This window comes from Burkholderia sp. BCC1999, from assembly GCF_905339975.1.
GTDB lineage: Bacteria > Pseudomonadota > Gammaproteobacteria > Burkholderiales > Burkholderiaceae > Burkholderia.
The window spans coordinates 80,341-98,956 of the sequence record NZ_CAJPHP010000003.1; the positions used below are offsets into that span (position 1 = coordinate 80,341).

At 66.8% G+C, this 18,616-nt stretch carries 17 protein-coding genes; 7 read left to right on the top strand and 10 right to left on the bottom strand.

Annotation, left to right across the window (positions count from 1 at the left end; genetic code table 11):
• Positions 1 to 51 precede the first annotated feature (51 nt).
• Positions 52 to 897, top strand: coding sequence for an NRDE family protein (locus U5809_RS05035; RefSeq protein ID WP_176047242.1), 846 nt, complete (start codon positions 52 to 54; stop codon positions 895 to 897).
• Between the two features lie 16 nt (positions 898 to 913).
• Here the strand turns inward: U5809_RS05035 and U5809_RS05040 are convergent, their stop codons facing one another.
• The 4 genes from U5809_RS05040 to U5809_RS05055 all read right to left on the bottom strand — a co-directional run bounded on the left by U5809_RS05040 (position 914) and on the right by U5809_RS05055 (position 3,304).
• The gene (locus tag U5809_RS05040; protein WP_322085917.1) at positions 914 to 1,354 is read right to left on the bottom strand and encodes a GNAT family N-acetyltransferase; all 441 of its coding nucleotides are present in this window, start codon (positions 1,352 to 1,354) and stop codon (positions 914 to 916) included.
• Positions 1,355 to 1,395: 41 nt separating this feature from the next.
• Positions 1,396 to 2,355: an alpha/beta hydrolase gene (locus U5809_RS05045; RefSeq protein WP_322085918.1), complete on the bottom strand. Its 960-nt coding sequence runs from the start codon at positions 2,353 to 2,355 to the stop codon at positions 1,396 to 1,398.
• Between the two features lie 158 nt (positions 2,356 to 2,513).
• Positions 2,514 to 2,993 (bottom strand): PaaI family thioesterase, encoded by a 480-nt coding sequence (locus tag U5809_RS05050; RefSeq protein ID WP_322085766.1) that lies wholly within the window; start codon positions 2,991 to 2,993, stop codon positions 2,514 to 2,516.
• Entirely contained in the window at positions 2,990 to 3,304 is a 315-nt protein-coding gene (locus U5809_RS05055) for a Dabb family protein (RefSeq protein ID WP_027787175.1), read from the bottom strand. The genes U5809_RS05050 and U5809_RS05055 overlap by 4 nt, the downstream gene beginning before the upstream one ends.
• Positions 3,305 to 4,182: 878 nt before the next feature.
• On the opposite strand from U5809_RS05055, the gene U5809_RS05060 reads away from it, so the two are divergent.
• On the top strand, positions 4,183 to 6,321 hold the full coding sequence (locus tag U5809_RS05060) for a hypothetical protein (protein ID WP_322085767.1): 2,139 nt from the start codon (positions 4,183 to 4,185) through the stop codon (positions 6,319 to 6,321).
• Positions 6,322 to 6,399: 78 nt separating this feature from the next.
• Here U5809_RS05060 and U5809_RS05065 read toward each other — a convergent pair whose 3' ends face one another.
• The 5 genes from U5809_RS05065 to U5809_RS05085 form a co-directional block, all read right to left on the bottom strand.
• The gene (locus U5809_RS05065; RefSeq protein WP_322085768.1) at positions 6,400 to 7,800 is read right to left on the bottom strand and encodes a GGDEF domain-containing protein; all 1,401 of its coding nucleotides are present in this window, start codon (positions 7,798 to 7,800) and stop codon (positions 6,400 to 6,402) included.
• Positions 7,801 to 8,061: 261 nt separating this feature from the next.
• Positions 8,062 to 9,240 (bottom strand): acetyl-CoA C-acyltransferase, encoded by a 1,179-nt coding sequence (locus tag U5809_RS05070; protein ID WP_282505287.1) that lies wholly within the window; start codon positions 9,238 to 9,240, stop codon positions 8,062 to 8,064.
• A 44-nt stretch (positions 9,241 to 9,284) separates the two neighbouring features.
• Complete coding sequence (gene pncA / locus U5809_RS05075; protein ID WP_124450416.1) at positions 9,285 to 9,917, bottom strand: bifunctional nicotinamidase/pyrazinamidase; 633 nt, start codon at positions 9,915 to 9,917, stop codon at positions 9,285 to 9,287.
• A 40-nt stretch (positions 9,918 to 9,957) separates the two neighbouring features.
• Positions 9,958 to 12,042: a 3-hydroxyacyl-CoA dehydrogenase NAD-binding domain-containing protein gene (locus U5809_RS05080; protein WP_322085769.1), complete on the bottom strand. Its 2,085-nt coding sequence runs from the start codon at positions 12,040 to 12,042 to the stop codon at positions 9,958 to 9,960.
• A gap of 190 nt (positions 12,043 to 12,232) precedes the next feature.
• Complete coding sequence (locus tag U5809_RS05085) at positions 12,233 to 13,876, bottom strand: 3-(methylthio)propionyl-CoA ligase (protein WP_322085770.1); 1,644 nt, start codon at positions 13,874 to 13,876, stop codon at positions 12,233 to 12,235.
• A gap of 179 nt (positions 13,877 to 14,055) precedes the next feature.
• Here U5809_RS05085 and U5809_RS05090 point away from each other — a divergent pair, with 179 nt between their 5' ends.
• The 5 genes from U5809_RS05090 (at position 14,056) to U5809_RS05110 (ending at position 17,887) form a co-directional block, all read left to right on the top strand.
• Positions 14,056 to 15,624 (top strand): protein adenylyltransferase SelO, encoded by a 1,569-nt coding sequence (locus U5809_RS05090; RefSeq protein WP_322085771.1) that lies wholly within the window; start codon positions 14,056 to 14,058, stop codon positions 15,622 to 15,624.
• Between the two features lie 45 nt (positions 15,625 to 15,669).
• Positions 15,670 to 16,101 (top strand): peptide-methionine (R)-S-oxide reductase MsrB, encoded by a 432-nt coding sequence (gene msrB / locus U5809_RS05095; protein WP_322085772.1) that lies wholly within the window; start codon positions 15,670 to 15,672, stop codon positions 16,099 to 16,101.
• Positions 16,102 to 16,245: 144 nt separating this feature from the next.
• Positions 16,246 to 16,776: a septation protein A gene (locus U5809_RS05100; protein WP_176047256.1), complete on the top strand. Its 531-nt coding sequence runs from the start codon at positions 16,246 to 16,248 to the stop codon at positions 16,774 to 16,776.
• A gap of 1 nt (position 16,777) precedes the next feature.
• On the top strand, positions 16,778 to 17,086 hold the full coding sequence (locus U5809_RS05105) for a BolA family protein (RefSeq protein WP_322085773.1): 309 nt from the start codon (positions 16,778 to 16,780) through the stop codon (positions 17,084 to 17,086).
• An 18-nt stretch (positions 17,087 to 17,104) separates the two neighbouring features.
• Positions 17,105 to 17,887, top strand: a complete 783-nt coding sequence (locus U5809_RS05110; protein ID WP_176047258.1) for a peptidylprolyl isomerase — start codon at positions 17,105 to 17,107, stop codon at positions 17,885 to 17,887.
• A 171-nt stretch (positions 17,888 to 18,058) separates the two neighbouring features.
• On the opposite strand, the gene U5809_RS05115 is transcribed toward U5809_RS05110, so the two are convergent.
• Positions 18,059 to 18,613, bottom strand: a complete 555-nt coding sequence (locus U5809_RS05115) for an N-acetyltransferase (protein WP_322085774.1) — start codon at positions 18,611 to 18,613, stop codon at positions 18,059 to 18,061.
• Positions 18,614 to 18,616: the final 3 nt, after the last annotated feature.

Sequence of the window (18,616 nt, forward strand, 5' to 3'; positions counted from 1 at the left end):
GGCTCGCGAGTCGCAGCCGGCGCCCGATGTTTCCTGCGAGAGATTCGCCCGATGTGTCTGATTGCCTTCGACTGGCAGCCCGATGCCGCCGCCGGTCCCGTCTTTACCCTCGCCGCCAACCGCGACGAGTTCTTTCGCCGAACCAGCGCGCCGCTCTCGTGGTGGGAAGATGTGCCTGGCGTACTGGCCGGCCGCGATCTCGAAGCGGGCGGCACGTGGCTCGGCGTCTCGCGCGACGGCCGGTTCGCCGCGCTGACGAACTATCGCGCGCCGTTCGACATCCGCGCGGGCGCCCCGACCCGCGGCAAGCTCGTGTCCGACTTTCTCGGCGGCCCGTCCGTCGCGCCGCTCGAGTATCTCGGGCAGCTGGCCGAGCATGCGGCCGTGTATAACGGCTTCAACCTGCTCGTCGGCGACTGGCGGCGGCGCGAACTCGCGTGGTTCTGCAACCGTGCACCCGAAGGCGAAAGCAGTGTCGCCGCGCCCGTCGCGATCACGCCCGGCGTGCATGCGCTGTCGAACGCGCGGCTCGATACGCCCTGGCCGAAAGTCGTGCGCAAGCGCGCGGAACTGGGCACGCTGCTCACCGACAATCCGACCCCGTCTCTCGACGAGCTGATCGCGCTGATGCGCGACCCGCATGTCGCGGACGACGACGCGCTGCCGCACACCGGCATCCCGATCGAGCGCGAACGCGCGCTGTCGGCCGCGTTCATCGAGACGCCCGAATACGGCACGCGCGGCACGACCGCGCTGCGCGTCACGATGAAGGAAGGCGTGCGGCTGACGGTCGAGATCAAGGAGCGCTGCGACGACGACGGTTCGCACCGCACCGTCCGTCCGGGTTCGTTCGAGCGCGCGTTCACGTTCGACCTCGACGCGACGCGGCCGCGCTGAACGCACGCACCGCGCGCTACGGCGCGCGCGTCATCTCGACGTGCGGCACACCGGCTTCGACGAACGGTTCACCGACCGCCGCGAAGCCGTGCCGCACGTAGAACGCCACTGCCGAATCCTGCGCGTAGAGCCGCACGGCGGTTTCGCCGCGGTGCCGCGCGGCACCCAGCAACGCGTTCAGCACGGCTGACCCGACACCCTGCCCGCGTACATCGGCCAGCACCGCGACACGGCCGATCGTGCCGGATGGCAATAGCCTTCCCGTCGCGACCGCCCGACGCGTACCTGTCGCCGCATCGATCCGGTAGGCAACCACGTGGCACGACAGCGGATCGTCGTCGTCGAGTTCCCATTCCGGCGGAATCTGTTGCTCGCGTACGAACACCGCGTCGCGAATGCGCGCAGCGTCGCCGCCCAGCACCGTCCAGTCGCCCGTTTCCACTACGCCGTCCGCCATCGCAGCTCCCATGCGGCGCATGCGCCGTCAAATGCCCGCCGTCAAACGTCGTCGAATGCGGCCTTCAGCGCCGCGACCGCATCAACATGCGCGGCCCGCACCTCGGGGATGTAGCCGCCCATCTTGAAGAATTCGTGGATCATTCCCGGATAGCAGACCAGCGTAACCGCGTTGCCGGCCGCGCGCAGCTTCTCCGCATACGCGGCACCCTCGTCGCTCAGCGGATCGTACTCGGCCGTCGCGATCCACGCCGGCGCGACGCCCGCAAACGACGGCGCGCCGCGCGTGCCGTCGAGCGGCGCGAAGCGCCAGTCGTCGCGAGCCGCCCGGTCGCGCACGTATTGCGTGAAGAACCACTGGATCGTGTCCTGCGTCAGCAGGTAGCCATTCGCGAGCCGCGCGTGCGATTCGGTGTCCTGGTGCCCCGTCACGCCCGGATAAATCAGCAACTGCAGCGTCAGGCGAATGCCCGCATCGCGCGCGAGCACCGCGCAGACGGTGGCAAGCGTGCCGCCCGCACTGTCGCCGCCGACCGCCAGCCGTCCCGCGTCGATGCCGAACGCGGCGGCCTCGCGATGGAGCCACTGCAACGCGTCGTCGGCGTCGTTCACCGCGGTCGGGAACCGGTGTTCGGGCGCGAGCCGGTAATCGACCGACAGTACCGCGCACTGCGCATCGCGCGCGAACATCCGGCACAGCGCGTCGTGCGTGTCGACGCTGCCGACCGTGAAGCCGCCGCCGTGATAGTAGACGAGCGCAGGCAGCGGCTCCGCGAGGCTCGGCGCGACCGGCAGGTACAGCCGCGCACCGATCGTGCGGCCATCGCGCGTCGGCACGACGCATTCTTCCACCGAATGCATCGGCGCCGGTGCGACATCGAGGATCGGCGCACTCTTCTCGTACGCGGCGCGCGCCTGCTGCGGCGTCTGGTGGTGATAGGACGGACGTTTCGCGCGCTCGATCATGTCGAGCACCTGGGCGATCTTCGGATTCAGCGGCATCGGGGAAGACAGCGCCTGTGCGGCGCCACGAACGGACAAGCGTGACATGATGCCACGCCCGCGTCAGGCCGGCGTGGCGCGCGATGTGCGGGAATCCCGTGCCGCAAAAACAAACCGGCCCTGCCTCATTCCAGAGACAGGGCCGTTCGTCCGGGTGCTTACGCGTCGCTCGGGCCGGGCTGGGCGTCCGGCGCGGTGCGCGAGCGTTGCCGCTTGATGTCGCGGCCGACCGCGAGCCGCCGCATGTACTTGAACGTACCGAGCGCCTTCGCGACGAAGTTGCCGTCGCTGTCGCGCACTTCGCCTTCGCAGTAGGCCATCGTCGTCGAGCGGTGCATCACGCGCCCGTAAGCGCGCAGCTCGCCGCGGCCCGGCTGCATGAAGTTCACCTTCATCTCGACCGTGACGATGCCGATGCCGTCGTCGGTCAGGCTGCGCGCCGCCATCGCGAGCGCGATGTCCGCGAGCGTCATCGTCACGCCGCCGTGCGCGATGCTCCACGTATTCATGTGCCGCTCCTCGAGCGGCAGCACGATCTCGCTGGCGCCGTCCTTCGCGGACACGAGCTGCACGCCGAGCATGTCGACGAACGGGCTTTCGATCGACGGGCCTTCCGTCGGGGTTGCCGCGTCGCTCATCGTGCGCTGTCGACGATGTAGTCGACGCACTCGCGCGATTCGGCCACCGCGACGACGAATTTCTTCACTTCCTGGTGGACCGGGTGCACCTGGTACGCGTCGAGCGCGGCCTTGTCCGCGAAATCGGACACGAGCACGATGTCGGCGGTTGCGTCGAGGCCGGGTGTCGCCACGCCGACGTCGATCTGCAGGGTGCCCGGCACGAGGTCGCGGCAGCCTTCGAGCTTTTCCTTCAGCTTCAGCGCGTTCTGCGCGCGCGTCGCGCCTTCGGCCGATTCTTTCAACTTCCACATGACGATATGTCGGATCACTTCGGTTGCTCCTGTTCGTTGGTGTTCACGATGCGGGCTCGGCTCCCATCGTGGCCGGCCGGGTGATGTCCGGCCAGTCGTCTGTCTGCTTCGCTTGCGCGCGGTCGCGGCAACGGGAAAACAGCGCGTGTCGAATCGGCTGTCGTCCGGCCTTTCCGGCGACGATACGCGCATTTTCACCGTGTCGCTCGCCGACCGTGCGATCCGCGCAAGCGGCGGCAATCGCCAAGCCTACCAAACTTGACGGCTTCGATGGAACGATCGCGCAGTCTTCCATTGAATCGCGGGAACGCGGCTTGCCCGGCTTCGCGTGTGCCGTTTCAGCGCATGCCTGCTCGCCTCTGCAATGACGCGCGCAAATGCAACGCTTCAATTCCTGTCCGGTAGCAATCGCCGGAATGAAACGTCATTGCCAATTATTTCTTCACCGCATATCCAGATCCCAATACTCGCCCTCATTAAATCGCACAATTTACCGATTCAACGGGTAATAGTTACGATCGTTTTTTCACAAAAATCATGAAATCAGAAAAACATCGTTGACTTCGATTATTTATAAAATTTAAAATCCCCTACAGCAGCTTACGATTTATTTTCTCCCGCTTCACACAAGCCGGCATCCGCCCGCACGAACACCGTCCACATTGCTTTTTCTCGCATCGCGGCGGGATGGTGTCCCTTGCCGTTTCAGTTTTCGGCATTTATCGCCTACTCATATATTTTCTGCCTCAGTTCACTCACCGCAGCAGCATCACATCGTGATTAACACCTGGCATTCACTTGAATGCCAGCGACGCGGTACCAAACGGACCAAAGATCCGTCGATTCGACCATTCAGATAAAAAATCGCCGATCCAATCATCAGGAGGGACATCAACATGCATCGCCTTGCGAAGTCGCTGTGTCTCGGGCTCGTCTGCGCCAGCCTGCTCGCGGCCTGCAACGACGACGTTCAGTCGAACAACCCGCCGTCGAACACCGCCGCGCTGTCGTTCCGCATGGACACCGGCGGCCAGATCAATGCGTTCTACCGACAGGACAAGGTCGCCGCGCACCTGCTCGTGCGTTCGTCGACGAAGCCGCGCCTGCTCGTGGTCTTCCCCGCCGGCAACAGCGGCACGGGGCTGTGGTTCGACGACACCGCGCAGCCCGTGAACTGGAGCCTCGACACGCCGCCGTCCGCGCTGTCGGCCCCCGACGGGCACGGCCGCCCGCTGTACGGTATCGGCGCCGACGTGTCGGTCGACACCGGCACGCTGACGATCCGCCAGGGCGTGCTCAGCAACGTACGCTTCCTGCGCGACTTCAACGGCGGCGCGACGATTCCGCAGCAGATCATCACCGCGCCGACCGTCCAGGGCAGCGCCGCGCAATGGCAACGCGACCGCATCGACGGCGCGCCCGGCTATTCGCTTCGCATCACACTGCGCGACGGCGGCAGCATCGCGCCCGCAGCCGGCGGCAAGCTCGTGCTGAACGCGCCGGCCGGCTCGCACACGCTGAAGTTGCACATCGATGCGCTGTCGGGCGAGACGCCGTTGTCGCCAATCACGCGCGCCGACCTGTTCGCGCCGTCCGTGAACCCCGATCCGGTGAGCCAGAACGTGCTCGAATTCCTGAGCTTCAACGACAAGTTGCTGGCCGGCTCGTGGCAATACGACACGTACTTCGGTCGCGACACGCTGATCTCCGTCCGCATGCTGATGCCGGTGCTCGAACCCGCGGCAATCGAGGCCGGCCTGTCGTCGGTGCTGAGCCGCCTGTCGGTCGACGGCAAGGTCGCGCACGAGGAAGGCATCGGCGAATTCGCGCTGGTCGACAACCAGAAGAAGGGGAAACCGAACGATCCGACGCCGACCTACGACTACAAGATGATCGACAGCGACTACCTGCTCGCGCCGATCGCGGCCGCGTGGCTGATCGACGATACGCGCGGCCAGGCGCGTGCGGCTGCGTATCTCGCGCAGCGCGGCAGCGACGGGCAGACCAACGGCGCCCGCCTGGTCGTGAACCTGCTGCACGTCGCGACGACCGCGCAGGCGTTCGCGCAGCAGCCGTCGGTCGCGAACCTGATCCACCTTCGGCCCGGCGAGATCGTCGGCAACTGGCGCGACAGCACCGACGGGCTCGGTGGCGGCGTCTACCCGTACGACGTGAACGCGGTGCTCGTGCCAGCCGCACTGCGCGCGGCAAACGCGTTCCTCGCGCATGGCCTGCTCGACCCGTACCTCGATGCCGCGCAGCGCGCGACGCTCGCCAACACGGCAAACGAAGCGACCACCTGGGAGACGCAGGCGCCGCCACTGTTCCAGGTCAGCGTGCCGGCCGCGCAAGCGACCACCGACGTGTCAGCCTATGCGCCATCCGCCGGCGTGCCGGCCGGAGCCGCACCAAGCGCGCCGCTGGCCTTCTACGCGCTGTCGCTCGATCAGCAGGGCAATCCGATTCCGGTGATGAATTCGGACGGCGGCTTCGCGTTGCTGTTCGGCACGCCGCCGGACGACCAGCTCCAGCGGATCGTCACCGACGTCACGCGGCCGTTCCCGACCGGGCTCGTGACCGATGCCGGCATGCTGATCGCGAACCCTGCGTATGCGAGCCAGTCACTGTGGCCGAAATTCACGAGTTCCGCGTATCACGGCACGGTGATCTGGTCGTGGCAGCAGGCGATGTGGGTGGCCGGGCTCGATCGCCAGCTCGCGCGCCCGGACCTGTCGGCCGCCACTCGCACGCTGCTCACGCAGGCACGACAGACGATCTGGCAGGTGATCTCGAACGGGCGCGACATGCGGACGTCGGAAATGTGGACGTGGTCCTACGTGAACGGCAAGTACCAGACCGACGCGTTCGGCACGCGCAGCGCCGATGCGACCGAAGCCAACGCGGCCCAGCTCTGGAGTACGACGTATCTCGCGATCCGCGATCCGCAACAGCGCGCTGGCAAGTACTGGTGGCAGGCGTCGCAGCAGATGCAGGACGGGCAGTCGAAGCGCGCGACGGCGGTGGCGTCGCGCTAGCGCATTGCCTGTCGCCTGCCGACCGGCATGCAAAAGCCCCGGGGCGTTGCCGCCTCCGGGGCTTCGGCGAAACCCGGATTACCGCGACACCACGCGATTGCGCCCTTCCCGCTTCGCCGCGTACAGCCGCTCGTCGACCACCCTCAGCAATGCGTCGACCGTACTTCCATCGACGCCATATTGCGCAACGCCGACACTGACCGTCACCTGCACGCGCTTGAAATCCAGCCCGAACGGCGAACTCGCGATCGACGAGCGCACGCGCTCGGCCGTCATCCGCGCGCCTTCGAGCGGCATGTCCGGCAGCAGCGCCATGAACTCCTCGCCGCCGACGCGCGCGAGCCCGCCCGCCGGCCGGATCGCCTCGAGGCACTGGCGCACGACGCCGCGCAGCACCTCGTCGCCGATCTGGTGGCCGTACGCGTCGTTGATGTTCTTGAAATTGTCGAGATCGAGCGCGAGCAGGCAGAACGGCGCGCCGTCGCGTTCCGCCCGCACCATCTCGCGCTCGACCTGCGCGATGAACTGCCGGCGGTTCGACGCGCCCGTCATCGGATCGGTCGCGGCCATGTACTCGAGCTTCTGGTTCGTACGCCGCAGTTCCTGCAACGCGCTCTCGGTACGCGCCATCGATTCCGACAGCCGGCTCATCAGGTCTTCCTGGCTGTAGATCGCCGAGAACGAGCGGGTCGTCTGCAGCGCCTGCACGACGCCGAAGCTGAGCAGGAAGAAGCCGCCCGCGAAAATCGCGTGCGCCAGCCACCACATGTGGTTCCACGGCTTGCCGAGAATGAATGCGAGCGAAGACAGCGCGAACGCCATGATCGACACGCCATAGATCACCATCAGCGGCGAGCGGATCCGCCGCGCGAGCAGCAGGCAGACGTTCAGCAGCGAGAACACGAGCGCGCCGCCCTCCATCGACAGCCGCGTGCCGAGCGCGCCGGCAATCGGCGAATACGCGACATAGGCGACGACGACGTTGACGATCACGAAGAACGCGATCCACGGCAGCCACGTCCGCGCGCTCGTGCGTTTCTCGATCCGGTCGGACGGACGCGAATACGACAGCAGGCCCGTCAGCAGCAGGATCGCCATCACGAGCCGCGACGCGGGCCCGTACAGCAGAAACAGCCAGATATTGTGGTGCGCCATCCCGGTGAACGCACCGTGCAGCGCATAGATCATCGCGAAGCCGAGAAAGCCGAGCGTCAGCCAGCGCAGCAGCGGCTCGCCGGACGACCGGTAGCACACCCACGTCACGTAGGTGACGAACGCGCCTTCGAGGGTCGCGGCCGCGATCGCGATTTCATGGAATGCGTGGCTCTCGAACACGACGTGCGGGTCGCTGAAGAACCACAGGTAGGCAATCAGATACGCAGGCAGCAACGCGAATCCGACCAGCAGGCATTTCGCGTAGAGCCTGGCGGCCGCGCTGACGACGCGCGGCGGTTCCCCGGCTGCATAGGTCGTACTCATTCGGTCCCCGGTCGGTCTGCTGCGTTGGTTCGAACCTTCGCGGCACGGATCGCGCGATGCACGATCCTGCCCATCGTGCCGAAAGGCAAATGTCAGAGCAAGTATAGGTGGGGCAATTCGTTTGACAAGTAAGGGGAAACGGCATTACCGGGCGCATGCCTTTTGCTTCCCGATTGTTTCGAATCGCGGTTCTGTCACGCCGATTCACGTCGCGGCCGCGCGCGTCGTCGAAACGACACCGCGGCCGCTACCGGTCAAAGATCAGAGGATTTCGAACAGGCCGGCCGCCCCCTGGCCGCCGCCGATGCACATCGTCACCACCACGTACTTCACGCCGCGCCGCTTGCCTTCGATCAGCGCATGGCCCGTCAGGCGTGCGCCCGACACACCGTACGGATGGCCGACCGCGATCGCGCCGCCGTTCACGTTCAGGCGATCCTCAGGAATCCCGAGTGTGTCGCGGCAGTACAGCACCTGCACCGCGAACGCTTCGTTCAGCTCCCACAAGCCGATGTCGTCGACCTTCAATCCTGCCTGCTTCAGCAGCTTGGGCACCGCGAACACAGGGCCGATGCCCATCTCGTCCGGCTCGCAGCCGGCCACCGCGAAGCCGCGAAACACGCCCAGCGGCTGCAACCCTTCGCGCTGCGCGGCATCGGCGCTCATCACGACGCATGCCGACGCGCCATCCGAGAACTGGCTCGCGTTGCCGGCGGTGATCACGCCGCCCGGCACGGCCGAACGGATCTTCGACACGCCTTCGAGCGTCGTATCGGGGCGAATGCCTTCGTCGGCCGATACCGTCACTTCCTTCGTAAACAGGCGGCCCGTCGCCTTGTCGGCGATGCCCGCGAGCACCGTGATCGGCACGATCTCGTCGCGAAAACGCCCGGCTTCCTGTGCCGCCGCGGCGCGCAGCTGCGACTGCACGCCGTACTCGTCCTGCCGCTCCTTCGAGATGCCGTAGCGCTTCGCGACGTTCTCGGCCGTCTGCAGCATGTTCCAGTAGATCTCCGGCTTGTGCTGGACGAGCCAGCCTTCCTGGACCATGTGCCGGTTCATCTCGTTCTGCACGCACGAGATCGATTCGACGCCGCCGGCAACATACACCTCGCCTTCGCCCGCGATGATCCGCTGCGCGGCCAGCGCGATGGTCTGCAGCCCCGACGAGCAGAAACGGTTCACCGTCATCCCCGGCACGGTCACGGGCAGCCCCGCGCGCAGCGCGATCTGTCGCGCGATGTTCGCGCCGGTCGCGCCTTCGGGGTTTGCGCAGCCCATGATCACGTCCTCGACACGCGCGGGGTCGAGCTTCGCGCGTTCGAGCGCGGCCGCGACCACGTGGCCGCCGAGCGTCGCGCCGTGCGTCATGTTGAATGCGCCACGCCAGGATTTCGCCAGCGGCGTGCGGGCGGTCGATACGATTACGGCTTCGGTCATGCGAGTCTCCTTCGGTCCTGCTTCATATCGGATAGGGAAATGCGCTACGCCGCCGGGCGCGCGCCGGCGGACGTCACATGCGCGACGCCCGCTGCCTGCATCTGTTGCCATGCGTGCGCGAGCGACCCGTTCAGGTCGATCGCACGGCACGCATCGTTGATCACCGCGGCTTCGAAACCGGCCGCGCGCGCATCGAGCGCCGACCACGCGACGCAATAGTCAGTCGCGAGCCCGCAGCACCACACGCGCTTCGCACCGAGCTCGCGCAGGTAGCCTGCAAGCCCCGTGCGCGTCGTGCGATCGGCTTCGACGAATGCGGAATAGCTGTCGACCTGCGCGTCGCCGCCCTTGCGGATCACGAGCCGCGCGTGGGGAATGTCGAGGTCGCGATGCAGCGCCGCGCCGTCGGTGTCCTGCACGCAATGCACGGGCCACAGCACCTGCTCGCCATACGGCAGCGTGAGCGTGGAAAACGGCTCGCGGCCCGGATGGTTCGCCGCGAACGACACATGCTCGCGCGGGTGCCAGTCCTGCGTCAGCACGACCTGGTCGAAGCGCTGCGCAAGCGCGTTGATCACCGGCACGACCGCATCGCCGTCGGGCACCGCGAGCGCGCCGCCCGGCATGAAGTCGTATTGCACGTCGATCACGAGCAGGACGTCGTCGGTGCGTTTCATTGCGTGTCTCCGGGTGTGCGTCGCGCCGCGATCGGGCGCGTCAGCCGTTGAACCCGCGGCCGGCCTTCGCCAGTTCCGCGATCGACGGCGCGAGCTGCCATGCGTCGCCGTTCGGCGCCGCAGCGTAGCGACGAATCGCACGCTCGACGTTGTAGAGGCCGACCACGTCCGCATACAGCATCGGGCCGCCGCGCCACAGCGGGAAGCCATAGCCGGTCAGGTAGACCATGTCGATGTCGGACGCCTTCGACGCGATCTTCTCCTCGAGAATCTTCGCGCCTTCGTTGACGAGCGCCAGCACCAGCCGCTCGACGATCTCGTCGTCGCCGATCTTGCGTCGCTCGACGCCGCGCTCCGTCGAATACGCGACGACCATCTCGTCGACCAGCGACGACGGCTTCGCCTTGCGATCGCCCGGCACGTAGTCGTACCAGCCGGCGCCCGTCTTCTGGCCGAAGCGGCCCTGCTCGCACAGGCGGTCGGCGATCTTCGAGTACTGCAGATCGGGTTTCTCGACATAGCGCCGCTTGCGGATCGCCCAGCCGATGTCGTTGCCGGCGAGGTCGCTCATCCGGAACGGCCCCATCGCGAAACCGAACTTCTCGATCGCGCGGTCGACCTGCGCGGGCAGCGCGCCTTCCTCGAGCATGAACAGCGCCTGGCGGATGTACTGCTCGATCATCCGGTTGCCGATGAAGCCGTCGCACACGCCCGACACGACCGCCGTCTTGCGGATCTTCTTCGCGACCGCCATCACGGTCGCGAGTACGTCTTTCGCGGTCTGCGCACCGCGCACGACCTCGAGCAGCTTCATCACGTTCGCCGGGCTGAAGAAGTGCATGCCGACAACGTCCTGCGGGCGCTTCGTGAACGCCGCGATCTTGTCGACGTCCAGCGTCGACGTGTTCGACGCGAGGATCGCACCCGACTTCGCGACTTCGTCGAGCTTCTTGAACACCTGCTCCTTCACGCCAAGTTCCTCGAACACGGCTTCGACGATCAGGTCGGCATCCTTCAGGTCGTCATAGGACAGCGTCGGCGCGATCAGCGCCATGCGCGCGTCGAGCTTCTCCTGCGTGAGCTTGCCCTTCTTCACCTGCGCGTCGTAGTTTTTGCGGATCGTCGCGATGCCGCGTTCGAGCGCGTCCTGCTTCGTCTCGAGCAGCGTGACGGGCAGGCCCGCGTTGATGAAGTTCATCGCGATCCCGCCGCCCATCGTGCCCGCGCCGATCACGCCGACGCGACGGATCTCGCGCAGCGGCGTGTCCGACGGCACGTCGGGAATCTTGCTCGCCGCCCGCTCGCCGAAGAACGCATGGCGCAGCGCACGGCTTTCCGGCGTCATCATCAGCGCGACGAAGCCCTCGCGCTCGGCGATGCTGCCCTTGTCGAAGCCGTGCAGCAGACCGGCCTCGATCGCGTCGATGCACTTGTGCGGCGCGGGGAAATTCGGCGCGGCGGCCTGCGCGGAATTGCGCGCGAACTGGATGAAGCCCGCGGCATTGTCGTGGACGATCTTGCGATCGCGCACACGCGGATGCGGCCCTTTCTGTGCGCCGGCCTTCTGTGCGAATGCGACGGCCGCGTCGAGCAGGTCGCCGTCGGCCATTGCGTCGAACAGGCCGCTTTTCGCCAGCTGCTCCGACAGCACGGGCGCGCCCGACACGATCATGTTCAGCGCGGTTTCGAGCCCCACCGCGCGCGGCAGCCGCTGCGTGCCGCCCGCGCCCGGCAGCAGGCCGAGCTTCACTTCGGGCAGCGCGACCTGCGCGCCGGGCGCCGCGACGCGGTAGTGCGCGCCGAGCGCGAGCTCAAGGCCGCCGCCCATCACGACACTGTGCAGCGCCGCGACGACGGGCTTCGCGCTCGCCTCCACCGCGCGAATCACGGTGTGCAGCGTCGGCTCCTGCAACGCCTTCGGCGTATTGAATTCGGTGATGTCCGCCCCGCCCGAGAACGCGCGGCCGGCGCCGGTCAGCACGATGGCCGTGACCGACGGATCCTGCGCGGCGCGATCGAGCGCGTCCATGACGCCCTGGCGGGTCGACAGACCGAGCCCGTTGACGGGCGGATTGTTGAGCGTGATGACGGCCACGCCGTCGCGAGTCGAGTAATCCACTGCCATCTGCCTGCCTCCATGCATCGCGCGCCGGGGTGGCTGCGCTTCATTGTGCGCGGTCGAACAGCCGCATGTCCGGATGAACTGAGGCAGCATACAACGAAAAAGCACGGTCGTTCAATTTGAATTTTGTTCCCGATCCGGGGACGGATCGGGCGACCGGTTCGCGGGCCGTCGCCGGCCCGGAGCGCAACGCTTACGGCTCCAACACTGCCGTCGGCAACACGTAATCGCGGAACGTCTCGCGCAGCTTCAGCTTCTGCAGCTTGCCGGTCGCGGTGTGCGGCAGCGATTCGACGAACACGACGTCATCGGGGATCCACCATTTCGCGACCTTGCCTTCGTAGAACGCGAGCAATGTGTCGCGGTTCAGGTTCGCGCCTTCGCGCGGCACCACGACGAGCAGCGGGCGTTCGGTCCATTTCGGGTGCGCACAGGCGATGCACGCGGCTTCGGCCACGCCGGGGTGCGCGATCGCGACGTTCTCGATGTCGATCGAGCTGATCCACTCGCCACCCGACTTGATCACGTCCTTGCTCCGGTCGGTGATCTGCAGGAAGCCGTCGGGATCGATCGTCGCGACGTCGCCGGTCGGGAACCAGCCGTCCGTCAGCGGCGACGTGTCGCTGCGAAAGTAGTGGTCGATCACCCACGGCCCGCGCACCTGCAGCTCGCCGAACGCGACGCCGTCCCACGGCAGCTCGTGGCCGTCCTCGCCGACGATGCGCATGTCGACGCCGCAGATCACGCGCCCCTGCTTCTCGAGCAGCTTGCGCTGCGCGTCGAGCGGCCGCTGCGACTGCGCCCAGTTGAGCTTCGCGAGCGTGCCGAGCGGCGACAGTTCGGTCATCCCCCATGCATGGATCACGCGCACGCCGTATTCGTCCTCGAAGGTGCGCAGCATCGCGGGCGGGCACGCGGAGCCGCCGATCACCGTGCGGTTCAGCGTCGAGAAGCGCACACCGGCTTCACGCATGTAGTTCAGCAGCCCGAGCCACACGGTCGGCACGCCCGCGGAGAACGTCACGCGTTCGGCTTCCATCAGCTCGTACAGCGATTTCCCGTCGAGATCCTTGCCGGGCAGCACGAGCTTGCCGCCCGTGAGCGGCACGGCGTACGGCAGCCCCCATGCGTTGACGTGGAACATCGGCACGACGGGCAGCACGGCGTCCATCGCGGACAGGTTCATCGCGTCGGGCAGCGCGGCGCCATACGCATGCAGCACGGTCGAACGATTCGAATACAGCACGCCCTTCGGGTTGCCGGTCGTGCCCGACGTGTAGCAGAGCCCCGACGCCTGCTGCTCGTCGAGGCGCGGCCAGTCATAACGGCCGTCCTCGGCTTCGACGAGCGTTTCGTAGCAGAGGTACGGCGTCGCGCCCGACGGCAGGTGCGCGGCATCGGTCATCGCGACCCAGCCCTTCACGTGCGGGCACTGCGGCGCGATGGCGTCGACGAGCGGCGCGAAATTGATGTCGAAGAAGACGCAGCGGTCTTCCGCGTGATTGACGATGAACGCGATCTGCTCGGGGAACAGGCGCGGGTTGATCGTGTGGCATACGGCGCCCATCCCGCCGATCCCGTAGTACGCCTCCAGATGCCGGTAGCCGTTCCACGCCAGCGTGCCGACGCGATCGCCGGTTGCGACGCCGAGCCGGGCGAGCGCCTGCGCCAGCTGCTTCGCGCGGCGTTCGCAATCGCGGTACGTGTAGCGATGCAGGTCGCCTTCCACGCGCTTCGACACGATCTCCGTGTCGCCGGCGTGCCGCGCGGCATGCGAAATCAGCGAGGACACCAGCAACGGCATGTCCATCATCTGGCCCAGCAACGGCTTACCCATCGTCTTGTTCTCCGTGAGGATGCGAATCGGTGACCAGCCTGGGGCGCGTTTCCGTCCGGAAGCCGCCCCCGCGGCGCGCCCGTCAGCGGCCCCGGACGGGCGTGGCGCACGGCGCGCGGGCCACCATGCGGGCGGCGCGGCGCCGCCTTACAATATCGGCTTACCCAGAGGCGCTCAACATGTCGTTTTCCCGAAGCGCAGCCGATGCGGCTGACACCCTCCCCGACCTCGCCGCCACGCTCGGCGCGCCCGCCGCAGGCGCGTTCGTCACGCTCGGCGATGCGTTTCATACGCGGCTGCCGGCCGCGCCGCTTGCCGCGCCGTACGTCGTCGGATTTTCCGGCGAAGTCGCTCAGCTGCTCGACCTGCCGCCGTCGATCGCCGCGCAGCCCGGCTTCGCCGAGCTGTTCGCCGGCAACCCGACACGCGACTGGCCCGCGCACGCGATGCCGTACGCGTCGGTCTATTCCGGTCACCAGTTCGGCGTATGGGCCGGCCAGCTCGGCGACGGCCGCGCGCTGACGATCGGCGAGCGGACCGGCGCCGACGGCCGCCGCTACGAGCTGCAGCTGAAAGGCAGCGGCCGCACGCCGTATTCGCGCATGGGCGACGGCCGTGCGGTGCTGCGCTCGTCGATCCGCGAATTCCTGTGCTCGGAAGCGATGCATCACCTCGGCATCCCGACCACGCGCGCGCTGACGGTGATCGGCTCCGACCAACCGGTGGTGCGCGAGGAAATCGAGACGTCGGCCGTCGTCACGCGCGTGTCGGAGAGCTTCGTGCGCTTCGGCCACTTCGAGCACTTCTTCTCGAACGATCGCCCCGACCTGCTTCGCCAGCTCGCCGATCACGTAATCGACCGCTTCTATCCGGCATGCCGCGACGCGGACGATCCCTACCTCGCGCTGCTCGAAGCCGCGACGCTGCGCACGGCCGACCTCGTCGCGCAGTGGCAGGCCGTCGGCTTCTGCCACGGCGTGATGAACACCGACAACATGTCGATCCTCGGCGTGACGATCGACTACGGCCCGTTCGGCTTCGTCGACGCGTTCGATGCGAATCACATCTGCAACCACTCGGACAACAGCGGCCGCTATGCGTACCGGATGCAGCCGCGCATCGCGCACTGGAACTGCTACTGCCTCGCGCAAGCGCTGCTGCCGCTGATCGGGCTGCAGCACGGCATCGCCGACGACGATGCGCGCGCCGAGCGTGCGGTGGACGATGCCCAGGCCGTGCTCGCGAAATTTCCGGAACGTTTCGGCCCCGCGCTCGAACGCGCGATGCGCGCGAAGCTCGGCCTCGAGCTCGAACGCGAGAACGACGCCGAACTCGCGAACAAGCTGCTCGAGACGATGCACGCGAGCCACGCGGATTTCACGCTGACGTTCCGCCGCCTCGCGCAGATCTCGAAGCACGACGCAAGCCGCGACGCCCCGGTGCGCGACCTGTTCATCGACCGCGAAGCGTTCGATGCATGGGCGAACCTCTACCGCGCGCGGCTGTCCGAGGAAACGCGCGACGACGCCGCACGCGCGGCCGCGATGAACCGCGCAAACCCGAAATACGTGCTGCGCAACCATCTGGCCGAAGTCGCGATCCGGCGCGCGAAGGAAAAGGATTTTTCGGAAGTCGAGCGGCTCGCGCAGATCCTGCGCCGCCCGTTCGACGAACAACCCGAGCATGAAGCATACGCGGCGTTGCCGCCCGACTGGGCCGGGTCGCTCGAAGTGAGCTGCTCGTCCTGAGCCCGCAACCCGCGCGTATCGACCGACCGATCAGGAGAACCCCACATGTCCCACGATTCCGACGACAAAACCTTCCCGTACCAGAAGGACGAAGCCGACCTGCGCCGCCGGCTCACGCCGATGCAGTACGAGGTCACGCAGCATGCGGCCACCGAGCGCGCCTTCACCGGCGAATACACCGACACGGAAGACGCCGGCATCTACAAATGCGTCGTCTGCAGCACGCCGCTGTTCGAATCCGGCTCCAAATTCCACTCGGGCTGCGGCTGGCCCAGCTACTTCAAACCGCTCAACGGCGAGGTGATCGACGAGAAGGTCGACTATTCGCACGGGATGGTGCGCGTCGAGGTCCGCTGCAACCATTGCGGCGCGCATCTGGGCCACGTCTTCGAGGACGGCCCGCGCGACCAGACCGGTTTGCGGTACTGCATCAATTCGGCTGCGTTAAACTTCGAGTCCCGACCCGAAAACGACTGAGCGGCGCCGGGCGGATCGGCGGGGTCGACTCTCGCCGGCCGGCCAGCCTCGGGCTGGCCGCCCCGATCCGCAACGGTGGTGCCTGGCGGGTCCCTACAACGGTGAAAGGCCGCGCAAGCGGCCTTTCACGCAGCTGCGAGCGCCATGAAATTCCTGTTCGATCTGTTTCCGATCATCCTGTTTTTTGTCGCCTTCAAGGTCTGGGGCATCTTTACCGCCACCGCCGTCGCGATCATCGCGACGCTGGCCCAGGTCGCATGGGTCGCCTTCCGGCACCGGAAGGTCGACACGATGCTGTGGGTCAGCCTCGGCGTGATCGTCGTCTTCGGTGGTGCCACCCTCGTCCTGCATGACGAGAAATTCATTCAATGGAAGCCGACTGTGCTGTACTGGTTGTTTGCGGTCGGGTTGCTCGCCGCGCGTTATGCGTTCAGCAAGAACCTGATCGAGAAGATGATGGGCAAGCAGCTCACGCTGCCGACCCCCGTGTGGGACAAGCTGAACGTCGCGTGGGCGCTGTTCTTCGCGGTGCTCGGCGTCGCGAACCTGTACGTGGTGCACAACTTCACCGAATCGCAATGGGTGAACTTCAAGCTGTTCGGTACGACGGGCGCGATGGTCGTGTTCATCATCCTGCAGAGCCTGTGGCTCACGAAATACCTGAAGGACGAGTGACATGACGGACGCCTTTCTCCACGCCTCGCCCGACGAGCGCATCGCACTGATCGAAGCGCGCCTCACCGCGTCGCTGGCGCCGCTGGCGCTCACCGTGCGCGACGACAGCGCGCAGCACGCGGGCCACGCCGGCGCGTCCGCCGGCGGCCACTTCACGGTCACGATCGTGTCGGCCGCCTTCGCGGGCAAGCCGCGCGTCGCGCGGCACCGGCTGGTGTATGATGCGCTCGCTGATGCGATGCAGCGCGGCATTCACGCGCTCGCGATCGTGGCTTACACGCCCGAAGAATTCAACGAATCTTCAATCTAGTCTCATTAGGAATTCCCGATGATCCTGAAATCCCCCCGCCTGTGGGTCGCGGCGGCTGCTTTCGCAGCGGCACCGGCATTTGCCCAGAACATCGCCGTCGTCAACGGCACGCCGATTCCGAAGTCGCGCGCCGATGCGATGGTCGCGCAGCTCGTCCAGCAAGGCCAGACCGACGGCCCGCAACTGCAGCAGGCCGTGCGCCAGGAACTCGTGAACCGCGAAATCCTGATGCAGGAAGCGATCCGCGAAGGCATCCCGAATCGTCCGGACGTGAAGGCGCAAGTCGCCGTCGCGCAGCAGACCGTCGTGCTGCGCTCGATGATCGAGAGCTTCCTGAAGAAGAACCAGCCGACCGACGCCGAAGTGAAGGCGCGCTACGACGATCTCGTCAAGGGCGCTGGCGGCAACCGCGAATACCACCTGCACCACATCCTCGTCGACAACGAGCAGCAGGCGAAGGACCTGATCGCGAAGATCAAGGCCGGCGCGAAGTTCGAGGATCTCGCGAAGCAGTTCTCGAAGGATCCGGGTTCGGGCAAGAACGGCGGCGATCTCGACTGGTCCGATCCGAAGGCGTACGTGCCGGAATTCGCGGCAGCGGCGCAGAAGCTGCAGAAAGGCCAGATGACCGACACGCCGGTGAAGACGCAGTTCGGCTGGCACATCATCCGCGTCGACGATATTCGCGACATCGCCCCGCCGCCGCTCGAGCAGGTGAAGGCGCAGATCGCGCAACAGCTCGTGCAGCAGAAGCTGCAGGCGTTCGAGGAAGGTCTGCGTCAGCAGGCAAAGATTCAGTAACGTCGGCGATACTCGCCCGCGCATCGAAAAGCCGCTCTTCGGAGCGGCTTTTTTATTGCCCGCAGGCTGACTGCCGGCGCATCACGATACGCGGCGGCGCCCCCAAAGAAAAAGCCGCTCCGAAGAGCGGCCTTTCCCGTGTGCCGGATCGACTCGTGCCACACCCTTGCGTTACGCGGGGTAGAACACGTCGTGATAGCGAACGTCGCCCGACGGCCGCGGCGCCGAGTCGTCAAGCGACAGCGCAAGGAAATACTCGGGCGGCACGCCAGGAAACACGATATCGCCGGATGGCGCGAAGCCGAAGCGCGTGTAGTACGCGGGCTCCCCGAGCAGCACGCAGCCACGCGCGCCAAGCCGACGCAACGCATCGAGCCCCGTGCGCACCAACCCGGCGCCGATGCTCTGTCGCTGGCAGCCGGGCAGCACCGCGAGCGGCGCCAGCCCGTACCAGCCGTACCAGCCGTGGCTGCCGGACGGCTCGCCGCCGATCGACACCGGCGAGAACGCAACGTGCCCGATCACGCGGCCGTCACGTTCCGCGACGAGCGATACGCTCAACGCACCGTCCGCACGCAGCGCGTCGACGATCCGCCGTTCGAACTGCCCGCCTTCCGGTTCACCCGCGAATGCGGCGACGATCACGCGGCCGATCGCGTCGACATCGCCCGCGCGCTCGTCGCGCAGCGTGACGACCTCGACCGGCGCGTTCGGGTCGAACATCATCCC

Coding starts and splice junctions, on each gene's coding strand:
- U5809_RS05035 (WP_176047242.1), top strand. CDS start 52: ATGTGTCTGATTGCCTTCGACTGGCAGCCCGATGCCGCCGCCGGTCCC.
- U5809_RS05040 (WP_322085917.1), bottom strand. CDS start 1,354: ATGGCGGACGGCGTAGTGGAAACGGGCGACTGGACGGTGCTGGGCGGC.
- U5809_RS05045 (WP_322085918.1), bottom strand. CDS start 2,355: ATGCCGCTGAATCCGAAGATCGCCCAGGTGCTCGACATGATCGAGCGC.
- U5809_RS05050 (WP_322085766.1), bottom strand. CDS start 2,993: ATGAGCGACGCGGCAACCCCGACGGAAGGCCCGTCGATCGAAAGCCCG.
- U5809_RS05060 (WP_322085767.1), top strand. CDS start 4,183: ATGCATCGCCTTGCGAAGTCGCTGTGTCTCGGGCTCGTCTGCGCCAGC.
- U5809_RS05065 (WP_322085768.1), bottom strand. CDS start 7,800: ATGAGTACGACCTATGCAGCCGGGGAACCGCCGCGCGTCGTCAGCGCG.
- U5809_RS05070 (WP_282505287.1), bottom strand. CDS start 9,240: ATGACCGAAGCCGTAATCGTATCGACCGCCCGCACGCCGCTGGCGAAA.
- pncA (WP_124450416.1), bottom strand. CDS start 9,917: ATGAAACGCACCGACGACGTCCTGCTCGTGATCGACGTGCAATACGAC.
- U5809_RS05080 (WP_322085769.1), bottom strand. CDS start 12,042: ATGGCAGTGGATTACTCGACTCGCGACGGCGTGGCCGTCATCACGCTC.
- U5809_RS05085 (WP_322085770.1), bottom strand. CDS start 13,876: ATGGGTAAGCCGTTGCTGGGCCAGATGATGGACATGCCGTTGCTGGTG.
- U5809_RS05090 (WP_322085771.1), top strand. CDS start 14,056: ATGTCGTTTTCCCGAAGCGCAGCCGATGCGGCTGACACCCTCCCCGAC.
- msrB (WP_322085772.1), top strand. CDS start 15,670: ATGTCCCACGATTCCGACGACAAAACCTTCCCGTACCAGAAGGACGAA.
- U5809_RS05100 (WP_176047256.1), top strand. CDS start 16,246: ATGAAATTCCTGTTCGATCTGTTTCCGATCATCCTGTTTTTTGTCGCC.
- U5809_RS05105 (WP_322085773.1), top strand. CDS start 16,778: ATGACGGACGCCTTTCTCCACGCCTCGCCCGACGAGCGCATCGCACTG.
- U5809_RS05110 (WP_176047258.1), top strand. CDS start 17,105: ATGATCCTGAAATCCCCCCGCCTGTGGGTCGCGGCGGCTGCTTTCGCA.
- U5809_RS05115 (WP_322085774.1), bottom strand. CDS start 18,613: ATGATGTTCGACCCGAACGCGCCGGTCGAGGTCGTCACGCTGCGCGAC.